Raw genomic sequence first — 20620 nt, 5'->3', positions numbered from 1 at the left:
GTAGGCGGATCCCCGCGGCACGGGCTTGGCACCGACGGCCCGGGATGGGAGAGGATGGCCGCAATCGTACGAAGGGAAATTCACGGTGAGCATCGACCCGTCCTCGATTCCGAATTTCGGGGGCCAGCCCCAGCCGCAGCAGGCCGCAGGACCGGCGGGCCCCGTCGTCCCCGACCAGGACCTCGTCAAGCAGCTCCTCGAGCAGATGGAGCTGAAGTACGTCGTCGACGACGAGGGTGACCTCGCCGCGCCGTGGGAGGAGTTCCGCACCTACTTCATGTTCCGCGGCGAGGGGGACCAGCAGGTCTTCTCGGTGCGGACGTTCTACGACCGGCCGCACCCGGTCGAGAACAAGGAGCGGATCCTGGAGACGATCGACGACTGGAACCGCCGCACCCTGTGGCCCAAGGTCTACACGCACCTCCACGAGGACGAGCAGGGCGGCGCCACCGTCCGGCTCATCGGCGAGGCGCAGATGCTGATCGGCACGGGCGTGAGCCTGGAGCACTTCGTGCAGTCGACGGTCAGCTGGGTCCGCGCGTCGATCGAGTTCGACAAGTGGCTCGTGGAGCAGTTCGGCCTGGAGGGCGCCGAGGGTTCCGAGGGGCCCGAGGGCACCGACGGCGACGGCACCGCCTGAGTCACAGGGCCATGGTGGCGAGCGTCAGTGCGTACGCCCCGTAGGCGAAGGACAGCCCGGCCAGGGCGGCGATCACCACGACCGCCGCCCCGGGCCGGGCTCTGCGCAGGGCGCACGCCACCGGCAGCAGCAGCGGGAACGCCGGCAGCAGGAAGCGCGGCTTCGACTCGAAGAACCCCGAGCCGCCCACCACGATCGCCACCAGGACCGCCGTGTACACCAGCAGCGGCAGCGGCGGCCGCTCCAGCAGGAACAGCGCGAACAGCACGACCCCCACCGCCGTCAGCGCCAGCGACATCGTGAAACCGAGGTCCATGGGCCGCGTCACCACGGTCCGCGCGAAGCGCCAGGTCCCGGCACCGAAGTCGAACCGCGACGTCCAGCCGGCCTGCACCGCGAAGTACCCGCCCAGCACGTCCCCCGTGCGGGCCCCGACCCACAGCACGTACCCCGCCCACCCGGCCGGCGCCACCACGGCCCCCGCCCACAGCCGCCAGTCGCCGCGACCCCGGTTCCCGGCCAGCTCGCACCCGGCGGCCACCAGCACCGCAGCCGCGACCGCGACCCCGTTCGGCCGCGCCGCCCCGGCCAGCGCCGCCAGGGCCCCCGCCCACAGCCATCGGCGGGTGAGCACGGCGTACAGCGACCAGGCCGCGAAGGCGGTCATCACCGGTTCCGTGTACGCCATGGACAGCACGATCGAGTGCGGCAGCAGCCCCCACAGGGCCACCAGTGCCGTCGCCACCGCCCGCCCGTACAGCCGGTCACCGATCCGGAAGACGCCCCACGCGGCCGCCCCCGCCGCCGTCCACGACACCAGCAGCCCCGCCGTGCCGCCCGCCACCGGCAGGACCGCCGTCACCGCCCGCACCAGCCCCGGGTAGAGCGGGAAGAACGCCAGGTCGGACTGGACGGCACCGTCAGGCCAGTGCAGCGTCCGCCCGTAGCCGTGCGCGGCGATCCGCAGGTACCAGTCGGAGTCCCACGACCCGGCCAGCAGTGCGCGCGGCGAGCGTCCGGTGTGCCAGGCCCACAGCGCCATCACCAGCATCCCGGTCAGCCGGGCGGCGGCGAACACCCCCAGTGCCGGCCCCGCGTGCTGCAGCGCGGCGAGCCGGCGCGGAAACCGCCGGGGCCGTGACCGGATGCCCGTACAGGTCTCGGCGGACAGGGTGCACCTCCGTGCGCGCGGGATCGTTCACCCCGACCCTCGGCGGGCCACCGCGGCCACGCGAGCGCAGAGGGCCCGCCCGGGTGGTCGCTCCCCGGGCGGGCCCCGCGCGCGCGTGTCGCCGTGACAGCGGCCCCGGCAGACGCTAGGGCGCGTCCCTGGTTCCGATCATGTGGTGGGGCGGAGGCTGCGGAGCCGGATGACCGCATGGTGGTACACGTGGGCCGATGTCCCATCCGGGGCAACTGCCGGAATGCCGGATGCTCCCGCGCCTCTGGCAGGCTGGGCGCGTGACGTCAGGGATCGCCGAGGAGTTCACTGCCCACCGCCCCAGGATGTTCGGCCTGGCCTACCGGTTGCTCGGTTCCGCCGAGGAGGCGGAGGATGCGGTGCAGGACGCGTATCTGCGCTGGAGCAGCGCCGACCGTGCGGTGATCGATCACCCGGGGGCCTGGCTCGCCAGGGTTGTCACCAACCTCTGCCTCAACCGGATCACCTCGGCCCGTGTGCAGCGCGAGCAGTACGTGGGGCCGTGGTTGCCGGAACCGGTGTTCACGCAGGACGGGTCGCTCGGCCCGATGGAGTCGGCCGAGCAGCGCGATGCCGTGTCGACGGCGCTGCTGGTGCTGTTGGAGCGGCTCACGCCGACGGAGCGTGCGGTCTATGTGCTGCGCGAGGCATTCGGCTACGGTCATCGGGACATCGCCGGGGTGCTTGACCTGAGCGAGGCCAACTGCCGCCAGTTGTACCGCAGGGCCATCCAGCGGGTGGCGACGCCCGAGGCCCGCTTCACACCGGCAGCCGAGCAGCAGCGCGAACTCGTCGAGTCCTTCGTTGCAGCGGCACGTGAGGGCGATCTGGCAGGCCTGGAGAAGCTGCTCGCCGAGGACGTCACCTGGTGGAGCGACGGCGGCGGCAAGGTCACCGCGGCCCGGCGGCCCCTCGTTGGCCGGGAGACGGTCATGCGCTTCCTGGTGGGCGGCGCGCAGCGGTTCGAAGGCGGCCTGGACCTCACGGTCGCCGAGGTCAACGGGGCGCCGGCGCTGGTGGCGCACGCGGCGGAGCAGCTCATCGCCGTCGCCTCCTTCGAACTGCGCGAGGGCGTCATCGCCCAGGTGCGCGTCGTCGTCAACCCGGACAAACTCATCTTCGCGGGCCGCCAGTTCGCCGCCATGGCTCCCGGGGCGTGAGCCGCGTGCGAGTGCAGACACGAGGAGGCTGTCACATCTGTGCACGCTCGTCGGTTCCCAGCGGGTGACGGGCGCTCCACCGGGGAGCGCCCGCCCACCGAAGGGACGACAACTGCGATGACCACGATCCTGGTGACGGGCGGCACCGGAACGCTCGGCCGGCGCCTCACCGAGCGGCTGCGTGCGGACGGGCACGAGGTGAGAGCGCTGAGCCGGCACTCCCGGCCGTACGCCGTGGACCTGCGCGAGGGCACCGGCCTGGCCGCTGCCGTCGCGGGCGTGGACACGGTCGTGCACTGCGCGACCAACCCGCGCGGCGGCGACGAGCAGGCGGCACGCCATCTGATCGAGGCGGCCCGCCGCGCCGGGGTACGACATCTGGCGTACATCTCGATCGTCGGCGTCGACCGGGTGCCGCTTGGCTACTACCGGACCAAGCTTGCCGTCGAAAGGCTGATCGAGGAGTCGGGGCTCGGCTGGACCGTGCTGCGCACGACGCAGTTCCACGACCTGGTGCTGCAGTTCCTCCAGGGCTCGGCGAAGCTCCCGGTCATGCTGCTCCCGGCGCGGGTCGCCGACCAGCCGATCGAGGTGGCGGAGGTCGCCGCCCACCTGGCCGAGCTCGCAACCGGGGCGCCCGCGGGGCGGGTGCCGGACATGGGCGGCCCCGAGGTCCGTACGCTTCCGGAGTTGGCCCGGGCCTATCTGCGCGCAAGCGGACGACGCCGACCCGTGCTGAACGTGCGCCTGCCCGGCAAGGCCTACCGCGGTTTCCTGGCGGGCGGGCATCTGACGCCGGAGCGGGCCGTGGGTGAGGTCACGTTCGAGCAGTTCCTGGCGGGACGTTTTCCTGCGCGAGGCTGACGCCTGGGACGGGGGCGCGTGCCGGGCGGCGTGAGCGCATGCCCCCACGAGCCGGGGTGAGCCCCCAACGTGCGATCCGGCTTCGGGCGAGGTCCTGGCCGGCATGCTCACCGGCGACCAGGACCTGCTCGTCCAGTAGTGCTGTCCCGGGACGTCCTGTCCGCCCGGCCGGGTCACCCCCTGGGGGCGAGCCCCTTGAGCCGGGCGGCGGCCTCCTGGAGGATCTCGGTCCGCTTGCAGAAGGTGAAGCGCACGAACGGCGCGCCCTGGTCGCGGTGGTCGTAGAAGACCGCGTTCGGGATGGCGACGACACCGCAGCGCTCGGGCAGCGCCCGGCAGAAGGCCACGCCGTCCGTCTCGCCGAGGGGGCGGATGTCGGTGGTGACGAAGTACGTCCCGGCCGGCGCGTACACCCCGAAGCCGGCCTGCGCCAGCCCCTGGCACAGCACCTCCCGCTTGGCGCGCAGATCGGCCCGCACGCCGTCGTAGTAGGCGTCGGGCAGGCGCAGCGCCTCGGCGACCGCGTACTGCAACGGCCCCCCGGACACGTACGTGAGGTACTGCTTCACCGACCGCACGGCCCCGACCAGCTCCGGGGACGCGGTGACCCAGCCGATCTTCCAGCCGGTGAACGAGTACGTCTTGCCCGCCGACGAGATGGTCACGGTCCGCTCGCGCATGCCGGGGAACGCGGCGATGGGCAGGTGCTCGGCGGTGCCGAAGACGAGGTGCTCGTACACCTCGTCGGTGACGACGAGCAGGTCCCGCTCGACGGCGAGCGCCGCGACGGCGGCGAGTTCGTCGCGGGACAGGACGGTGCCGGTGGGGTTGTGCGGGGTGTTGAGCAGGATCAGGCGCGTGCGGTCGGTGACGGCGGCCCGCAGTTCGTCGAGGTCGAGCGTGAAGCGGCCGTCCCGGGGGCGGAGGGTGACCGGGACCCGCGTGCCGCCGGCCATGGCGATGCAGGCCGCGTACGAGTCGTAGTACGGCTCCAGGGCGATCACCTCGTCGCCCGGTTCGACCAGCGCCAGCAGCGACGCCGCGATGGCCTCGGTGGCGCCCGCGGTGACCAGCACCTCGGTGTCGGGGTCGTACGCCAGGCCGTAGCGCCGCTGCTGGTGCTCGGCGACGGCGGTGCGCAGTTCGGGGATGCCGGGGCCCGGCGGGTACTGGTTGCCGCGGCCGTCGCGCAGGGCGCGCACCGCCGCTTCCCGGATCTCCTCGGGGCCGTCGGTGTCGGGGAAGCCCTGGCCCAGGTTGATGGAGCCGGTCCGCACGGCCAGCGCGGACATCTCCGCGAAGATCGTGGTGCCGAAGCCGGCGAGGCGGCGGTTGAGCAGCGGTCGCAGCGGTCGTGTCATGGCGGCCATCCTGGGACGAACCTCCGCCCGCCTCAAGTGCGCGCGACGCCGGGTGCGGCGCGTCCGGAGGGACGGGCGGCGCGAAACCTCTGGAGTTCCTCAATTCCGATTAGCGCGTGCGAGGCCATGGGCATTCCCCTGTCACCACCAACACGGGGGAACGGACACGGGGGAAGGTGAGGGCGATGGTGATCGGTCTGGTCTTCGGCGCGGTGCTGATCGTGCTGGGCGTGCTCTTCGTCAGCAGCCTGGCGGGCGGCGGCAGCCGACGCCGGTCGCGCGCACACGGCGGTGGCAGCTGGTGGGCGGGCGGTGGTGGCTCCTCCTGCGGAGGTGCCTCGTCCTGCGGGGGAGGTTCGTCCTGCGGCGGGGGTGGGGGCGGCGGGGGCGGTTGCGGTGGCGGAGGCAGCTGACACGGGGCAGCTGGTCCGCGACCACGGACGGCGCCCGGCGTGGGTGAACTCCCGCCGGGCGCCCTCTGGTTGACCGGTTCCACGGCCATCGGGCCTTTTTTGGTTGAACAGTTGAACCGATAGGCCCCCTGGGGGATGGAAAGCACGTCAAGTTGGGTAAAAACGCTGTGAGTCAGCCGCAGATCGTGATTGCCTCGCTGTCGAGAACATCCAGCCCCGGACCTCGCGTGTGGATTTCGAGACGGAGATCCCCCAGTCCGCTCCCTGAACGTCTCCCGGGACGCTCCCGGTCCACCCGCCAAACCCTGTTTGCGGAGCCGACCCATGCTCACGACGCTCAAGACCGCCTATACCGACACACGCGCCGCCGACCTGGCCTGGGCGCTGGGTCGCGAGGCGCTGCCCGCGCTCGCCGTGCTCGATCTCGAACTGTCCGGCGCCACCCTCCAGCTCAGACTCCTCGGCGCGTCGCACCAGGTCCTGCTGGAGGAGGAGCAGGGCAGCTGCTCGGAGACCGTCGCGTGCATCCCGGGCAGCAACACACCGCTGCCGCTGGGCGTGGCCAAGCGGATCGGGCCGTGGGAGTACGAGTTCGCCGCGCGCGTCGAGACGCTGTCCGAGGGCTCCTTCGCGGGGCGGGCGCAGGAGCTGCTGGCGCTCGTCGCGGACCACCCGAACGGTCTCGCCGGCACGTTCCCCGGCTCGCCGCACGCCTTCACGGCGATGCTGGCGCAGCGGCACGAGGGGCAGGTGCAGTGGCGCACCTGGCACGCGTACCCGCAGGAAGGCCAGCTCGTCGTCACCAGGACGAGTGTGGGCGTCCGTATGCCTGCCACTGCTCAGTTGCACCCTTGTGGGTGACAAAGGGTCATCCTGGTGTGACGTAGCGTTATGGGGTGATCGAAGCGCCGTCCGCTCCTCTGCCCGTGCCGCCGTCCGCGCGGGGCGGGGCGCCGCTGCCGGTGCGGCAGCGCGCGGGCCGGTTCCTGGTGCTGCTGGCGGTCTTCGTCTGCGCCGCCTGCGGTCTGGTGTACGAGCTCGAGCTGGTGGCGCTCGCCTCGTACCTGATCGGGGACTCGGTCACGCAGGCTTCGGTCGTCCTGTCCGTGATGGTGTTCGCCATGGGTGTCGGGTCGCTGCTCGCCAAGCGGCTGCGCTGCCGGGCCGCGGTCGGCTTCGGGCTGGTGGAGGCCGCGCTCGCGCTGGTCGGGGGCTGCTCCGCGCTGGTGCTGTACGCCGCGTTCGCATGGGGCGGGCACATCCTGCCGGCCGACGGGCCGGGCGGCGGGTCACGGCCCGTGCTGGTGGCGTTCTCGCTCGCCATCGGCGTGCTGATCGGGGCGGAGATACCGCTGCTGATGACGCTCATCCAGCGCGTCTCACGGCGGTCCGAGCAGGACGCGGGCGGCACGGTCGCCGACCTGTTCGCCGCGGACTACGTGGGCGCGCTCGTCGGCGGGCTGGCGTTCCCCTTCCTGCTGCTGCCCTGGCTCGGCCAGTTGACCAGCGCGTTGTTCACCGGGGCGGTCAACGCGGTGGCGGGCGGGATGCTGGTGCTGTGGCTGTTCGGCCGCGACCTGACGAGCCGGGAGCGCTGGCTGCTGGTCGCCGCCAACGTGGCGGTCCTCGGGCTGCTGGCGACCGCGGCCGCCCTGGTCGACGACTTCGAGCGCGCGGCGCGGCGGGCGGTCTACGGCGAGCGGGTGCGCGTCGCCGTGCAGACCGGCGTCCAGGAGGTGGTGCTGACCGGCGGGGCGGACGAGTCGCTGGAACTGTTCCTGGACGGGCGGTTGCGGGTGAGCGGCCGCGACGAGCGGCGGTACCACGAGGCGCTGGTGCACCCGGCGATGCGCGGGCGGCACACGCGCGTGCTGATCCTGGGCGGGGGCGACGGACTCGCGCTGCGGGAGGTCCTGCGGTACCGGGACGTGGAGTCCGTGACGGTGGTCGAGCTGGACCCGGGCGTGGTGCGCCTCGCCCGGACGGACCCGGCGCTCTCCCGGCTCAACGGTGGCGCGTACGGCGACGCGCGGGTGCGGGTGGTGCACGGCGACGCCTTCCGCTGGCTGCGCGGGGCGGCGGAGCCGGGCGGGTACGACGTGGTGGTCTCGGACCTGCCGGACCCCGGCATCACCGCCAGCACCAAGCTCTATGCGGAGGAGTTCTACGCCCTGGCCGCGCGGGCCCTGGCGGACGGCGGGCGCCTCGTCGTCCACGCGGGGCCGATGGCGTCCCGCCCGCACACGTACTGGACGGTGGACGCCACGCTGCGGGCCGCGGGGTTCACCACCCGGCCGTACTGCGCGCAGGGCAGGCTGTCCGGGTTCCCCGCCGGGCCCGACCGCTCCGCCGACCGCGGAGGCGCTCCGGAGGACCGGGGCTTCCTCCTCGCGGCGGTGTCCGGACCGCCTCCCCCGCCCGCCGTGCCGCCCGCGACGGCCGGTCGCTGCGCCGTACCGGACCCGCCGCGGGATCTGCCGTCCTCCACACTGGTGCACCCCCGGTACGCCGAGTGACGTGACGGCCGGGCGTCGGTAGGCTCGGCTCCCATGGAGCATGAGGTGTTCGTTCCGGTCACCGTGCAAGCCGTCCGCGACGTGCTGGCGGACCCCGCCCGCGTCGCCCGCTGCGTCCCAGGGCTCCAACAGGACGCCGACGCGTCGGCCGGTCCACTGTCGGGCCGGCTCAAGGTGCGGGCCGGCGGGCACTCCATCACGTACCGCGGCGCCCTGCGCCTCGTCGCGCAGCAGGACGGCACGTACGCCGTCGAGGGCGAGGGCACGGAGGTCCGCGGCTCCGGCTCGGTCAAGCTCGTGCTGACGGTGCGTCTCGCCGAGGCGGAGGGCGGCACGTCCCTCGCCATCAGCGGCTCCGTCCAGGCGGACGGCCGCCTCACGGACCTCCCGCCGGAGGCGGCGGCCGCCACGGCCCACCGTCTGCTGGACCGTTTCGCCGAGTCGCTGACGTCGACGGCCGCGTCGGGCGGCCCCACCGACTCCGCCGGGGACGCGGACGCCGGCGCGGACGGCCTCGACGAGGGCGACAGCGACGAGAGCGACATCGACGACGACGGCGTGGACCACGGGGCGGTGACGGGAATGGGGACGGGAGCGGAAACGGGGCTGTACGACACCCCTGTGCCGCCCCCCGGACTGAGCCCCCTGGACGACGAGGCCGACGACGACTTCATCGCCGGCGTGCCTCCGGCCGAGGCCGCGCACGCCCGCCGGACGATGATCGGCCGCAGCGCCGAGGAGGTCGACCACGCCCCGCCGCGGGGGCGTTACGCCCCCACCCCGGGACCGGAGACGGCGTCGGCCACCGCCACCCTGCGCTGGCTCGCCCCCGCGGCCGTGCTCGCGCTGGCTTCCGCCGTCGTGGTGGGGCGGGCCCTGCGGCGGCGCAAGTAGTGTCGGTGCCGTGACGACTAGCAGCACAGCGAGCGAGAGCGTCCGGCTCCTGGCCGGCGACGTGGAGTTGACCGTCCGTCCGGACAACGGATGCCGTATCGAGAGCCTCCGCATCGGCGGTACGGAGCTGCTCCGCCAGGGGGAGCGGTACGGCTGCTTCCCGATGGTTCCCTGGTGCGGCCGGGTCGCCGACGGCCGGTTCCTCAACGGCGCCACGTGGCACCAGCTGCCGCTGAACTCCCCGCCCCACGCCATCCACGGCACCGGACGGGACGTCGCCTGGCGCACCGCCCGGGCCGACAAGGCGGAGGCGGCGTTCACGTACGACCTCGCCGAGCCCTGGCCGTACTCCGGACGGGTCACGCAGACCTTCGAGCTGACCGAGGACGCGCTCACCCTCCAGCTTGGCGTCGAGACGTACGACGACTCCTTCCCGGCGCAGGCCGGCTGGCACCCGTGGTTCAACCGCACGCTGGGCGGCGGGGAGGCGGTGCGCGTCGATTTCAGCGCCGCCTGGCAGGAGGAGCGCGGGGAGGACCACCTGCCGACCGGCCGGCGGATCGACCCCCGTCCCGGCCCCTGGGACGACTGCTTCGGCATGCCCGACGGCGTCGACGTCACCCTGACCTGGCCCGGGCAGGTGGAACTGAAGGTCGCCAGCCGCGCCGAATGGGTCGTGGTCTACGACGAGCAGGAGGAGGCCGTGTGCGTGGAGCCGCAGACGGGCCCGCCCAACGGCCTCAACACCCACCCGCGCCTGGTCACGCCCATCGAGCCGCTGGAGATCGCCGCCACCTGGACGTGGCGACGGCTCTGAGCGGCGGCGCTTAAGCTCGTGGGCATGACTGACGTACGTGCCGAGCTGCTGCAGCAGATCAAGGACAAGGCCGTGGTGCACGGCAAGGTGACCCTCTCCTCGGGTCTGGAGGCCGACTACTACGTCGACCTGCGCCGGATCACCCTGGACGGCGCCGCGGCGCCGCTCGTCGGTCAGGTCATGCTCGATCTGACCGCCGACCTGGACTACGACGCGGTGGGCGGTCTGACGCTCGGTGCGGACCCGGTCGCCACGTCGATGCTGCACGCCGCCGCCGCGCGCGGCCGGCAGCTCGACGCCTTCGTCGTCCGCAAGGCCGCCAAGGCGCACGGCATGCAGCGCCGGGTCGAGGGCCCGGACATCAAGGGCCGCCGCGTCCTCGTGGTGGAGGACACCTCCACCACCGGCGGCTCGCCGCTCACCGCCGTCGAGGCGGTCCGCGAGGCCGGTGCCGAGGTCGTCGCCGTGGCCACCATCGTGGACCGGGCGACCGGCGCTGCGGAGAAGATCAGCGAGACGGCGGGGGTGCCGTACTTCTACGCGTACGCCCTGGACGAGCTGGGTCTGGCCTGACCCGCAGGGCGCCAGAACGCGCCTGACCTGCGTCTTCCGAGAGGGGCGGACGGTTTCACGTGAAACCGTCCGCCCCTCTCGGCACGTGCTGGTGGAGCCCGCGCGCCGGTCTGGGATGATGAGTGCGACGATGACGTCGCCCCCAGGTCAGGGATAGCAACGAACGCAACCCGCACATCACAAGGAGCGGACACATGCCCATCGCAACCCCCGAGATCTACAACGAGATGCTCGACCGGGCGAAGGCCGGCAAGTTCGCCTACCCCGCCATCAACGTCACCTCGTCGCAGACGCTGCACGCCGCCCTGCGCGGCTTCGCGGAGGCCGAGAGCGACGGCATCATCCAGATCTCGACCGGTGGTGCGGAGTTCCTGGGCGGCCAGCACAACAAGGACATGGTGACCGGTGCGGTCGCCCTGGCCGAGTTCGCGCACATCGTCGCCGCGAAGTACGACGTCACCGTCGCGCTGCACACCGACCACTGCCCGAAGGACAAGCTGGACGGCTACGTACGTCCCCTGCTCGCCGTCTCCGCCGAGCGCGTCGCCAAGGGTGAGAACCCGCTGTTCCAGTCCCACATGTGGGACGGCTCGGCCGAGACCCTCGCCGACAACCTGGCCATCGGCCAGGAGCTGCTCGCGCAGGCCGCCGCCGCCAAGATCATCCTCGAGGTCGAGATCACCCCGACCGGTGGCGAGGAGGACGGCGTCAGCCACGAGATCAACGACGAGCTGTACACGACCGTCGAGGACGCCGTCCGCACCGCCGAGGCGCTGGGCCTGGGCGAGAAGGGCCGCTACCTGCTGGCCGCCTCCTTCGGCAACGTCCACGGCGTGTACAAGCCGGGCAACGTCGTGCTCCGTCCCGAGCTGCTCAAGGACCTCCAGCAGGGCGTCGCCGAGCGCTTCGGCAAGGCCGACCCGTTCGACTTCGTCTTCCACGGCGGCTCCGGCTCCACGGCCGAGGAGATCGCCACCGCGCTGGAGAACGGCGTCGTGAAGATGAACCTCGACACGGACACCCAGTACGCCTTCACCCGTCCGGTCGCGGACCACATGTTCAAGAACTACGACGGTGTGCTGAAGGTCGACGGCGAGGTCGGCTCCAAGAAGACCTACGACCCGCGCACCTGGGGCAAGCTGGCCGAGGCGGGCATGGCCCAGCGGGTGGCCGAGGCCTGCACCGCGCTGCGTTCGGCCGGCACGAAGCTGAAGTAACACCCCGCCCGCGGACACGGGCCCGGCATCGCACCAGCGGTGCCGGGCCTGTGACACTGGGGGCATGGGTATCCACGAAAACCTCCTGGGGGGACCGCCCCCCACCCACCTGCCCGACGACCCCGAGCCGCGCGAGCTGCTGGCGTCGGGCACCGCGCCCGCCGACGTCGCCGCGAAGTACCCGGCGTCCTCGCTGGCCTGGGCCCAGCTCGCCGATGACGCGTTCGCGGGCGGCCGGGTCGTCGAGTCGTACGCCTACGCCCGGACCGGCTACCACCGCGGCCTGGACGCCCTGCGCCGCAACGGCTGGAAGGGGCACGGCCCGGTGCCGTGGGAGCACGAGCCGAACCGCGGCTTCCTGCGCGCCCTGCACGCTCTCGCTCGCGCCGCGGAGTCGATCGGCGAGCAGGAGGAGTACGAGCGCTGCTCGGCGTTCCTGCGCGACTCCTCCACCACGGCGGCCGACACCCTGGGCTGATGCCCGGCCTGGCCCGTCCGTGCCCAGCGCCCGCCCGCTGCCCCCTTTCCGGGGGCGGGGCGGGCGTACCCGTCGGGTCCGCGGCCGCGCGGCAGGAGCCCGGCAAGCGGAGGGGTTCCCTCCGAATGGCGTGAAAGTGATCTCAGCGGCAGGCGCCTGACCGGCCGGTACGATCGCACACACCATCGATCCGGGGGGCATCTGCCGTGGGCAAGCGACGCAAGGGCCGCCGCCGCACCCCGACGGCGCTGCTCACCCTCGCTCTGGCCGCCACGTGTCTCGGCGGGGGCGCCCTGCTCGCACACCGGCAGGGCGACGGCGAGCCGGCCGCCGCCGGGCCTCTCGCGCCGCCCGCGGCCCCGCCGCCCGGCGCCCGGGACGTCGAGCCCGAGCCCGAGAGGTCCGCCTCCGGACCGCCGCCGCGAGGCAGCCGCGACGCTCCGCCGCGCGACGCACCCCCCGCCGTGCCGACCTCCGGCGACGGAACCTTCACCACCGCCCGTACCACCGGGGACAGGACCGGCTCCGGGCCGCTGCGCCGCTACCAGGTCCAGGTCGAGGACGGCACCGGCCTCTCCGCCGCGCAGACGGCCGGCGAGATCCAGCGGATCCTCGCCCACCCGCGGGGCTGGGCCGCCCACGGCCGCGGCTCCTTCCAGCTGGTGACGGAGGACCCCGACTTCGTCATCCGCATCGCCACCCCCGACACCGCCGACGCGCTGTGCCGCGCCGAGGGACTGGACACGGGCGGCGAGCTGAACTGCGAGACGCGCGACGGTGTCGTGGTCAACCTCAAGCGCTGGACGCTCGGCTCGCCGACCTTCAGCGGTCCCCCCGCCGAGTACCGGCACCTGATCATCAACCACGAGATCGGGCACGAGATCGGCCTGCGGGAGCACCTGGGCTGTTCCGGTCCCGGGCGGCCCGCGCCGGTGATGATGCAGCAGATCAAGGGCCTGGACGGGTGCCGGTCCAACGCCTGGCCGTACGCGGAGGACGGCCGGTACATCACCGGGCCCGTCGTGTCATGATGCGTCTGGGGCCGCGCACCCGACGAACACCTGTGCGCGGTTCCGAGGGGACCGGGGCTCTCTCCCGGCGCGAGTGAGCGCCCGGGACGAGGGCAGACCGCTACCCGGTAGCACGCATTGATGGAGACAGCGATGTCTACTGCCCCCGATGCCTCCGCGGCCGGTTCGGACACCCCGAACCTGGACTTCGCAGGCACGACACCGTACGAGGACTACGTCCAGGCGGATGTCCTCACCCACCTCCAGCACCCCCTCTCGGACGATCCGGGAGAGATGGTCTTCCTGGTCACCACCCAGGTCATGGAGCTGTGGTTCACCGTCATCGTCCACGAGTGGGAGACCGCGAGCCGCGCGCTGCGCCGGGACGACGTCCGTGTCGCGATGGACGCGCTGAAGCGCTCCGTCCGCGAGCTGGAGGCGCTGAACGCGTCCTGGACACCGCTCGCGCAGCTGACCCCGGCGCAGTTCAACTCGTACCGCAGCGCCCTGGGCGAGGGTTCGGGCTTCCAGTCGGCGATGTACCGGCGCATGGAGTTCCTCCTCGGTGACAAGTCCGCGTCGATGCTGGTGCCGCACCGCGGCGCGCCGCGCGTCCACGCCGAGCTGGAGAAGGCACTGCACGAGCCGAGCCTGTACGACGAGGTGCTGCGGCTCCTCGCGCGGCGCGGGCTGCCCGTGCCGGCGGAGGTCCTGGAGCGGGACCTGTCGCAGAAGTACGAGCCGTCGCAGGCGGTCGAGGAGATCTGGGCACAGGTGTACGCCGGTCAGGACCAGAACGCCGAGCTGGTGCGGCTCGGCGAGGCCCTGACGGACGTCGCCGAGCTGGTGTGGCGCTGGCGCAACGACCACCTGGTGGCGACGCGCCGCGCGATGGGCTCGAAGACGGGCACGGGCGGCTCCGCCGGCGTGGCCTGGCTGGAGAAGCGGGCCCGCAAGAACGTGTTCCCCGAGCTGTGGACGGCGCGCAGTCATGTCTGATCTGGAGCACAGGGCGCAGGCGCTGGACGCCGGGGACGAACTGGCGAAGCGGCGTGAGCTGTTCGCGCTGGACGACGGTGTCGTCTACCTGGACGGCAATTCGCTCGGCGCGCTGCCCCGCCACGTGCCCGCCCGGATGGCCGATGTGATCTCCCGCGAGTGGGGCGAGCTGCGCATCCGCTCCTGGGAGGAGAGCGGCTGGTGGACCGCGCCGGAGCGGATCGGCGACCGGATCGCGCCGCTCGTCGGCGCGGCACCCGGCCAGGTGGTGGTCGGCGACTCGACCAGCGTCAACGTCTTCAAGGCGCTGGTGGGAGCGGTCAGGCTGGCGGACGAGGGCCGCGACGAGATCGTGGTCGACGCGACGACCTTCCCGACGGACGGGTACATCGCCGAGTCGGCCGCCCGGCTGACCGGCAGCCGCCTGGTGGCCGTCGCTCCCGGCGACGTGCCGGCCGCGGTCGGCCCCCGGACGGCCGCCGCGCTGGTCAACCACGTCGACTACCGCACCGGCCGGCTGCACGACCTGCCCGGCATCACGGCGGCGGTCCGGGCGGCCGGGGCCCTCGCGGTGTGGGACCTGTGCCACAGCGCGGGCGCCCTGCCCGTGGGCCTGGACGCGCACGGCGTGGACCTGGCCGTCGGCTGCACGTACAAGTACCTCAACGGCGGTCCGGGCGCGCCCGCCTACCTGTACGTGGCGGAGCGCCACCAGCGGCGCTTCGACTCGCCGCTGCCGGGCTGGAACTCGCACGCCGACCCCTTCGCCATGACGCCGGGCTACGCGGCGGCCGAGGGCGCGCTGCGCGGGCGCGTCGGCACGCCCGACATCCTCTCCATGCTGGCGCTGGAGGCGGCGCTGGACGTGTGGGACGGGGTGTCGGTCGACGCCGTACGGGCGAAGAGCCTGGCGCTGACGGACTTCTTCCTGGAGTGCGTCGGCGCGTACGTGCCCGAGGGCCGGGTGACGTCCGTGACGCCCCGGGCGCACGGGGAGCGCGGCAGTCAGGTCTCGCTCAGCTGCCCGGACGCGCCGGCCGTGATGAAGGAGCTCGTCGCACGGGGCGTCGTGGGCGATCTGCGCCGCCCCGACGTGCTGCGCTTCGGCTTCACACCGCTGTACGTCGGGTTCGCGGACGCCGAGCGCGCGGCGCGCGTCCTGGCGGAGGTGCTGGGCTGAGGCCGGGCCCGGATTGCGGGGGCGCCGGTCCTGGTACGGTCCCCGCAGTCCGGGCCGACTCGGCCCCGTCACCGAAAGGCTGAGCACCATGCCCGACCCCGCCGCACGCGCCGAGCGCGACGCCGCCGAGGAGGCGTCGGCCCTGTCGCATCCGGCCGTCGACCCGGACTCCACCGCCGCGTACGGTGACCATCCGGACCAGGTGGTGGACTTCTACGCGCCGCGTGAGGGCGGGCCCGGCGGCCGGGGTGACCGGGTGCCGCTCGTGGTCGTGCTGCACGGCGGGGCGTGGCGTGCTCCGTACGACCGCCGCCACATCACGCCCTTCGCGGACCAGCTGGCGCGACGGGGTTTCGCCGTCGCCAACGTCGAGTACCGGCGGGGCGGGGAGATCCCGGCGCCGCGGACGCCCGGGGGGCCGGGGGCGGCCGCCGGCCCGGTCGCCGGACGCTGGCCGGAGACGTTCGACGACGTGGCCGCCGCGCTGGACGCGCTGCCCGGCCTCGCTCGCACGCACCTGCCGCAGGCCGATCCGCGCCGTACGGTCGTCACCGGGCACTCGGCGGGCGGGCACCTGGCGCTGTGGGCCGCGGCCCGGCACGTCCTGCCGGCGGGTGCGGGCGGCTCCCGGTGGCGGCTGGACGCGGCGCCCGAGCTGCGCGGGGTCGTCGCCCTCGCGCCCATCGCACACTTCGGGCGGGCGGTGGAGCTGGACGTGTGCGGTGGCGCGGTGCGTCAACTGCTCGGCCCGCCGGAGGAGTTCGAGGCGCGGGCGGCGGTGGCCGACCCGGCGGTGCTGCTGCCCACCGGGATCGCCACGACCGTCGTCCAGGGCCGTGACGACACCGTCGTCCCGCCGGCCGTCGCCGAGGCGTACGCGGACGCGGCGGCGAAGGCCGGGGAGATGGTCGGCCTGACGCTGCTGGACGGCGTGGGGCACTTCCCGCTGATCGATCCGGCGGCCGACGCGTCCGCGGTGGTCGCGGAGGAGATCGCCCAGCTCGCCTGGTGAAGCCGGCTCCTTGCGGACAGTCCCTGACCGCAAGGGTTCGTAGCGTCGGCTCCATGACGAACCGCATGCACTCCACCGACCGTGTGAACCTCGTGACCGGAGCGACCGGCACCGTCGGCCGCCAGGTGGTCGCCGAGCTGCTCCGTCTCGGACAGCCCGTCCGGGCGCTCACCAGGGACCCCGCCACCGCCGCCCTGCCGGACGGCGTCGAGGTCGTCCGCGGCGACCTCACCGACCCCGGCACCCTCGGCCCCGCCCTGGAGGGGGTCACGGGCCTGCACCTGATCACCTTCGGCGGCGCGTACTTCGCCCCGCTGGAGACCGGACCGCGCATCGTGGAGCTGGCCCGCGAGGCCGGCGTCCGGCGCGTCACCGTGCTCAACGGTGGCGGGCCCACACCGCTGGAGGAGGCCGTGCGGGCGAGCGGCCTGCCCTGGACGGTGGTCATGCCCGTGGAGTTCATGAGCAACGCCCTGGAGTGGGCCGAGCGCATCCGGGCCCACGACGAGGTGCGCGAGCCCTTCACCGGCCGGCTCAGCGCCATGGTCCACGAGGGCGACATCGGCGCGGTCGCGGCCGTCGCCCTCACCGAGGACGGGCACGCGGGACAGGAGTACCTGGTCACCGGCCCCGAGGTGCTCACCCTGCACGACAAGGCCGACGCCATCGCGGCGGCCCGGGGGCGCGCGGTACGGGTGGTGGAGCTGTCCGAGGCGGAAGCCGTCGAGCAGTGGCGGGCGGAGGGCCGGCCGCAGGACGTCATCGACTTCCTCCTGGAGGTCTACGGGAACACGCCCGTGGAGGGCCGTACCGTCCTCGACACCGTGGAGAAGGTCACCGGTCGCCCGGCCCGCAGCTTCCGGCAGTGGGCGCGGGAGCACGCCGAGGCGTTCCGCGCCTGATCAGCGGCGTAGTACTCCAGGGGGACGCGGAAGGATCCGCATCCAAGGTGACGACCGCGTCCCCGCGCCTGCCTACTGTTGCCGACGTGACCGACACCAAGACCCGCAGCCCCGAGTACCGCATGGCGCACGGCATGTTCATGGGCATGCGCCGCGAACTGCTCGACGACGCCCTCGCCTACCGGCCGCTGCTCCCCATGCGGACCGACGGGCCGGTGACCAGGCGGACACCGCGGTTCATACGCGGGTACCTGGCCTGGTTCCCGCATGCCCTCGTGGCCGGGGCGGCCTTCATCGTCCTGTCCCTGGGGTACACCGAGGGCAAGCCGGTCACCGGGCTCATCCCGGCCGTCGCCATCCTGCTGACCCTGGCCCGGCCCGTCGCCGCCTTCTGGCTGTCGCTGGCGACGGCCCCGTTCGTGAGCATCATGTCCGGCTACTGGGACGGCTGGCCCTGGGCGCCGACCACCTTCACCGGGCAGCTCACCGTGATGACGGTGGTCGCGGCCCGGACCCGCCCGCGCACCGCCGCCTGGATGTGGGTGCTGACCGGTGCGTTCGGCTTCTTCTGCGAGACGGTCCTCAGCCGGGGCGTCGGCGCCCATACCGGCCCGCTGCTCGTCGTCTCCGCGATCGCGCTGCTGTGCGTGACCGTCTTCCACACGCGGCGGCAGGCGGAGGAGGAGGTCACGGCGCAGCTGACCGTCACCGAGCGAGAGCGGTCCAAGCGCACGCTGCTGGAGGAGCGCACCACCATCGCCCGCGAGCTGCACGACGTGGTCGCCCACCACATGTCGGTCGTCGCCATCCAGGCCGAGGCCGCCCCGTACCGCGTGGAGAACCCGCCGCCCGAGCTGGAGCAGGCCTTCGCCACGATCCGCGAGAACGCGGTGGCCGCGCTGACCGAGCTGCGCCGCATCCTCGGCGTCGTACGGGCCGAGGACTACGAGGCGCCGGACGCGCCGCAGCCGACGCTCGCCGACCTCGACGGGCTCGTCGCCAACGTCCGCGACGCGGGCCTGGCCGTCGAGGCCACGGTGACGGGAGCGGTGCGCGAGCTGCCGCAGGGTGTGGAGCTGTCCGCGTACCGGATCATCCAGGAGGCGCTGAGCAACGTGCTGCGGCACGCGCCCGGGGCGTCGGCGAAGGTGGAGGTGTCGTACGTGCTCGGCGGCCTCGGCCTGCGGATCGTGAACGGGCCCGCCAAGGGTCTGGTCAAACCCTCCCCGGGGGCCGGGCACGGGATCACGGGCATGCGCGAGCGGGTGGCGATGCTGGACGGCGGGATGACGGCGGAGGCGACGGCGGACGGCGGCTACGAGGTGGCCGTGTTCCTGCCAGTGCCGCACGCGGGCCAGGGGGAGTCGTGACCATCCGGGTACTGATCGTGGACGACCAGATGATGGTGCGCGAGGGCTTCTCGGTCCTGCTCAACGCGATGCCGGACATCGAGGTCGTCGGCGAGGCCGTCAACGGCCGTGAGGCCGTCGCCCAGGTCGCCGCCCTGCGGCCGGACGTCGTGCTGATGGACATCCGCATGCCGGAGATGAACGGCATCGACGCCACCCGGGAGATCGTCGCCGCGGACGGCGACGCCAAGGTGCTGGTGCTGACGACGTTCGACCTGGACGAGTACGTGTACCAGGCGCTGCGCGCGGGGGCGTCCGGCTTTCTGCTGAAGGACGCGTCGGCGCGGCAGCTCGCGGAGGGCGTGCGGGTCGTCGCGGCGGGCGAGGCGCTGCTGGCCCCGACCGTGACCAAGCGCCTGATCACCGAGTTCGCGAAGGCCGCCGAGGCGCCGCGCCCCCCGGCGCTGTCGCAGGTGGGCGAGTTGACGGAACGCGAGACGGAGGTGCTGGTGCTGATCGCCCAGGGCCTGTCGAACTCGGAGATCGCCACGCACCTGGTGGTCGCCGAGTCGACCATCAAGACCCATGTGAGCCGCATCCTGGTGAAGCTGGGGCTGCGGGACCGGACGCAGGCGGCGGTGTTCGCGTACGAGGCGCGGCTGGTGACGCCCGGGTAGCGGGGGCCGGCGGGTCGGGTGCGATGACGCCGGGCGGGTGACGGCGGGGCAGCGGGGACAGCGCCCGGGCCGGTGACGCCGGGGGTGACGGCGGGCCAGCGGGGGACGGCGCACGGGCCGGTGACGCCGGGCGGGTGCGGCGGCTAGCGTCCGTCCATGGACTTCGACCCGTGGTCGCCCGCCTTCGTCGCCGATCCGCACCCCGCCTACGCCGCACTGCGGGAGCGGGGCCGGGTGCACTGGTTCGAGCCGACGCGGCAGTGGCTGGTGCCGCACCACGCCGATGTGTCCGCGTTGCTGCGGGACCGGCGGCTGGGGCGGACGTACCGGCACCGCTTCACGGACGCGGACTTCGGCCGGACGGCGCCGCCCGCCGCGCATGAGCCGTTCCACACCCTCAACGACCACGGCATGCTGGATCTGGAGCCGCCGGACCACACGCGGATCCGGCGCCTGGTGTCCAAGGCGTTCACCCCGCGGACGGTCGAGCGGCTGAAGCCCTACGTCCACCGGCTGGCCGCCGGGCTCGTCGACTCCCTGGTCGCCGAGGGCGGGGGCGATCTGCTGACCGCCGTCGCCGAGCCGCTGCCGGTGGCGGTCATCGCGGAGATGCTCGGTGTCCCGGAGGGGGACCGGGCGCCGCTGCGGCCGTGGTCGGCGGACATCTGCGGGATGTACGAGCTGAACCCGGACGAGGAGACGGCCGCCCGCGCGGTCCGGGCGTCGCTGGAGTTCTCCGCGTACCTGCGCGAGCTGATCGCCGAGCGGCGGACGTCCCCGGGCGAGGACCTGATCAGCGCCCTGATCGCGGCCCACGAGGACGGGGAGCGGCTCACCGAGCAGGAGATGGTCTCCACCTGCGTCCTGCTGCTGAACGCGGGCCACGAGGCGACGGTGAATGCCACGGTCAACGGCTGGTGGGCGCTGTTCCGGCACCCCGGGCAGCTCGCGGCCCTGCGCGAGGGCCGCGTGGAGTTGTCCACAGCTGTGGACGAGCTGCTCCGTCACGACACCCCGCTCCAGCTCTTCGAGCGCTGGGTGCTGGACGACATCGAGATCGGCGGCACGACCGTCCCGCGCGGTGCGGAGGTCGCCCTGCTCTTCGGGTCGGCCAACCGTGACGAGGCCGTCTTCGACCGCCCCGACGCGCTGGACCTGTCCCGGGGGGACAACCCGCACATCTCCTTCGGCGCAGGTATCCACTACTGCATCGGCGCCCCGCTGGCCCGCATCGAGCTGGCGGCGTCGCTGGAGGCGCTGCTCCGGCGGGCCCCGTCGCTCCGTCCCCTCGCGGAGCCGGAGCGCAAGCCGGGGTTCGTGATGCGGGGGGTGCAGGGGCTGCCGGTCGAGGTCTGAC

Annotated in this window: 21 protein-coding genes; 19 read left to right on the top strand and 2 right to left on the bottom strand. The window is 73.4% G+C overall.

Features of this window, described 5'->3' with window-relative positions:
* Positions 1–85 precede the first annotated feature (85 nt).
* On the top strand, positions 86–640 hold the full coding sequence (locus tag IH00_RS0126175) for a type III secretion system chaperone family protein (RefSeq protein ID WP_031077726.1): 555 nt from the start codon (positions 86–88) through the stop codon (positions 638–640).
* 1 nt (position 641) lies between these two features.
* On the opposite strand, the gene IH00_RS0126170 is transcribed toward IH00_RS0126175, so the two are convergent.
* Positions 642–1811: a hypothetical protein gene (locus IH00_RS0126170; RefSeq protein ID WP_031077725.1), complete on the bottom strand. Its 1170-nt coding sequence runs from the start codon at positions 1809–1811 to the stop codon at positions 642–644.
* Positions 1812–2101: 290 nt separating this feature from the next.
* On the opposite strand from IH00_RS0126170, the gene IH00_RS0126165 reads away from it, so the two are divergent.
* Both IH00_RS0126165 and IH00_RS0126160 read left to right on the top strand, forming a co-directional pair.
* A complete protein-coding gene (locus tag IH00_RS0126165) occupies positions 2102–3001 on the top strand; it encodes an RNA polymerase sigma-70 factor (protein WP_031077723.1) in 900 nt (299 codons plus the stop codon).
* 117 nt (positions 3002–3118) lie between these two features.
* Positions 3119–3865 carry an SDR family oxidoreductase gene (locus IH00_RS0126160; protein ID WP_031077720.1) on the top strand — a complete coding sequence of 249 codons (747 nt, stop codon included), beginning with the start codon at positions 3119–3121 and terminating at the stop codon, positions 3863–3865.
* 173 nt (positions 3866–4038) lie between these two features.
* Here IH00_RS0126160 and IH00_RS0126155 read toward each other — a convergent pair whose 3' ends face one another.
* Positions 4039–5226 (bottom strand): pyridoxal phosphate-dependent aminotransferase, encoded by a 1188-nt coding sequence (locus IH00_RS0126155; RefSeq protein ID WP_039947437.1) that lies wholly within the window; start codon positions 5224–5226, stop codon positions 4039–4041.
* Between the two features lie 185 nt (positions 5227–5411).
* Between IH00_RS0126155 and IH00_RS40550 the strand changes: the two genes are divergently transcribed.
* From IH00_RS40550 to IH00_RS0126080, 16 genes are all read left to right on the top strand, one after another.
* Positions 5412–5639 carry a hypothetical protein gene (locus IH00_RS40550; RefSeq protein ID WP_107064515.1) on the top strand — a complete coding sequence of 76 codons (228 nt, stop codon included), beginning with the start codon at positions 5412–5414 and terminating at the stop codon, positions 5637–5639.
* A gap of 324 nt (positions 5640–5963) precedes the next feature.
* Positions 5964–6500, top strand: coding sequence for a DUF2617 family protein (locus IH00_RS0126150; RefSeq protein ID WP_031077715.1), 537 nt, complete (start codon positions 5964–5966; stop codon positions 6498–6500).
* Between the two features lie 35 nt (positions 6501–6535).
* A complete protein-coding gene (locus tag IH00_RS0126145) occupies positions 6536–8155 on the top strand; it encodes a polyamine aminopropyltransferase (protein WP_078887967.1) in 1620 nt (539 codons plus the stop codon).
* A gap of 33 nt (positions 8156–8188) precedes the next feature.
* Positions 8189–9049, top strand: a complete 861-nt coding sequence (locus IH00_RS0126140) for an SRPBCC domain-containing protein (RefSeq protein ID WP_031077712.1) — start codon at positions 8189–8191, stop codon at positions 9047–9049.
* 10 nt (positions 9050–9059) lie between these two features.
* Entirely contained in the window at positions 9060–9866 is an 807-nt protein-coding gene (locus tag IH00_RS0126135; RefSeq protein ID WP_031077710.1) for an aldose epimerase family protein, read from the top strand.
* Positions 9867–9890: 24 nt separating this feature from the next.
* Entirely contained in the window at positions 9891–10439 is a 549-nt protein-coding gene (pyrE, locus tag IH00_RS0126130; RefSeq protein ID WP_031077707.1) for an orotate phosphoribosyltransferase, read from the top strand.
* 194 nt (positions 10440–10633) lie between these two features.
* The gene (gene fbaA / locus IH00_RS0126125; protein ID WP_031077706.1) at positions 10634–11656 is read left to right on the top strand and encodes a class II fructose-bisphosphate aldolase; all 1023 of its coding nucleotides are present in this window, start codon (positions 10634–10636) and stop codon (positions 11654–11656) included.
* A 64-nt stretch (positions 11657–11720) separates the two neighbouring features.
* Positions 11721–12134, top strand: a complete 414-nt coding sequence (locus IH00_RS0126120; protein ID WP_031077704.1) for a DUF3151 domain-containing protein — start codon at positions 11721–11723, stop codon at positions 12132–12134.
* A 206-nt stretch (positions 12135–12340) separates the two neighbouring features.
* Positions 12341–13165 (top strand): DUF3152 domain-containing protein, encoded by an 825-nt coding sequence (locus IH00_RS0126115; RefSeq protein WP_234334958.1) that lies wholly within the window; start codon positions 12341–12343, stop codon positions 13163–13165.
* Between the two features lie 132 nt (positions 13166–13297).
* Positions 13298–14143 carry a tryptophan 2,3-dioxygenase gene (gene kynA, locus IH00_RS0126110; RefSeq protein ID WP_031077701.1) on the top strand — a complete coding sequence of 282 codons (846 nt, stop codon included), beginning with the start codon at positions 13298–13300 and terminating at the stop codon, positions 14141–14143.
* Positions 14136–15323 (top strand): kynureninase, encoded by a 1188-nt coding sequence (kynU, locus tag IH00_RS0126105; protein WP_031077698.1) that lies wholly within the window; start codon positions 14136–14138, stop codon positions 15321–15323. The genes kynA and kynU overlap by 8 nt, the downstream gene beginning before the upstream one ends.
* A gap of 88 nt (positions 15324–15411) precedes the next feature.
* Positions 15412–16335 carry an alpha/beta hydrolase gene (locus tag IH00_RS0126100; RefSeq protein ID WP_031077696.1) on the top strand — a complete coding sequence of 308 codons (924 nt, stop codon included), beginning with the start codon at positions 15412–15414 and terminating at the stop codon, positions 16333–16335.
* 53 nt (positions 16336–16388) lie between these two features.
* The gene (locus IH00_RS0126095) at positions 16389–17237 is read left to right on the top strand and encodes an NmrA family NAD(P)-binding protein (protein WP_234334957.1); all 849 of its coding nucleotides are present in this window, start codon (positions 16389–16391) and stop codon (positions 17235–17237) included.
* An 86-nt stretch (positions 17238–17323) separates the two neighbouring features.
* Positions 17324–18607 carry a sensor histidine kinase gene (locus tag IH00_RS0126090; RefSeq protein ID WP_031077692.1) on the top strand — a complete coding sequence of 428 codons (1284 nt, stop codon included), beginning with the start codon at positions 17324–17326 and terminating at the stop codon, positions 18605–18607.
* The gene (locus IH00_RS0126085) at positions 18604–19263 is read left to right on the top strand and encodes a response regulator (RefSeq protein WP_031077690.1); all 660 of its coding nucleotides are present in this window, start codon (positions 18604–18606) and stop codon (positions 19261–19263) included. Before IH00_RS0126090 ends, IH00_RS0126085 begins: the two co-directional genes overlap by 4 nt.
* A 156-nt stretch (positions 19264–19419) precedes the next feature.
* A complete protein-coding gene (locus IH00_RS0126080; RefSeq protein ID WP_031077687.1) occupies positions 19420–20619 on the top strand; it encodes a cytochrome P450 in 1200 nt (399 codons plus the stop codon).
* Position 20620 lies beyond the last annotated feature (1 nt).

It is taken from the genome of Streptomyces sp. NRRL S-118 (assembly GCF_000716335.1).
Lineage (GTDB): Bacteria > Actinomycetota > Actinomycetes > Streptomycetales > Streptomycetaceae > Streptomyces.
The sequence above is the reverse complement of the archived record's forward strand: the minus strand, read 5'-3'. Positions and strand labels throughout refer to the sequence as shown.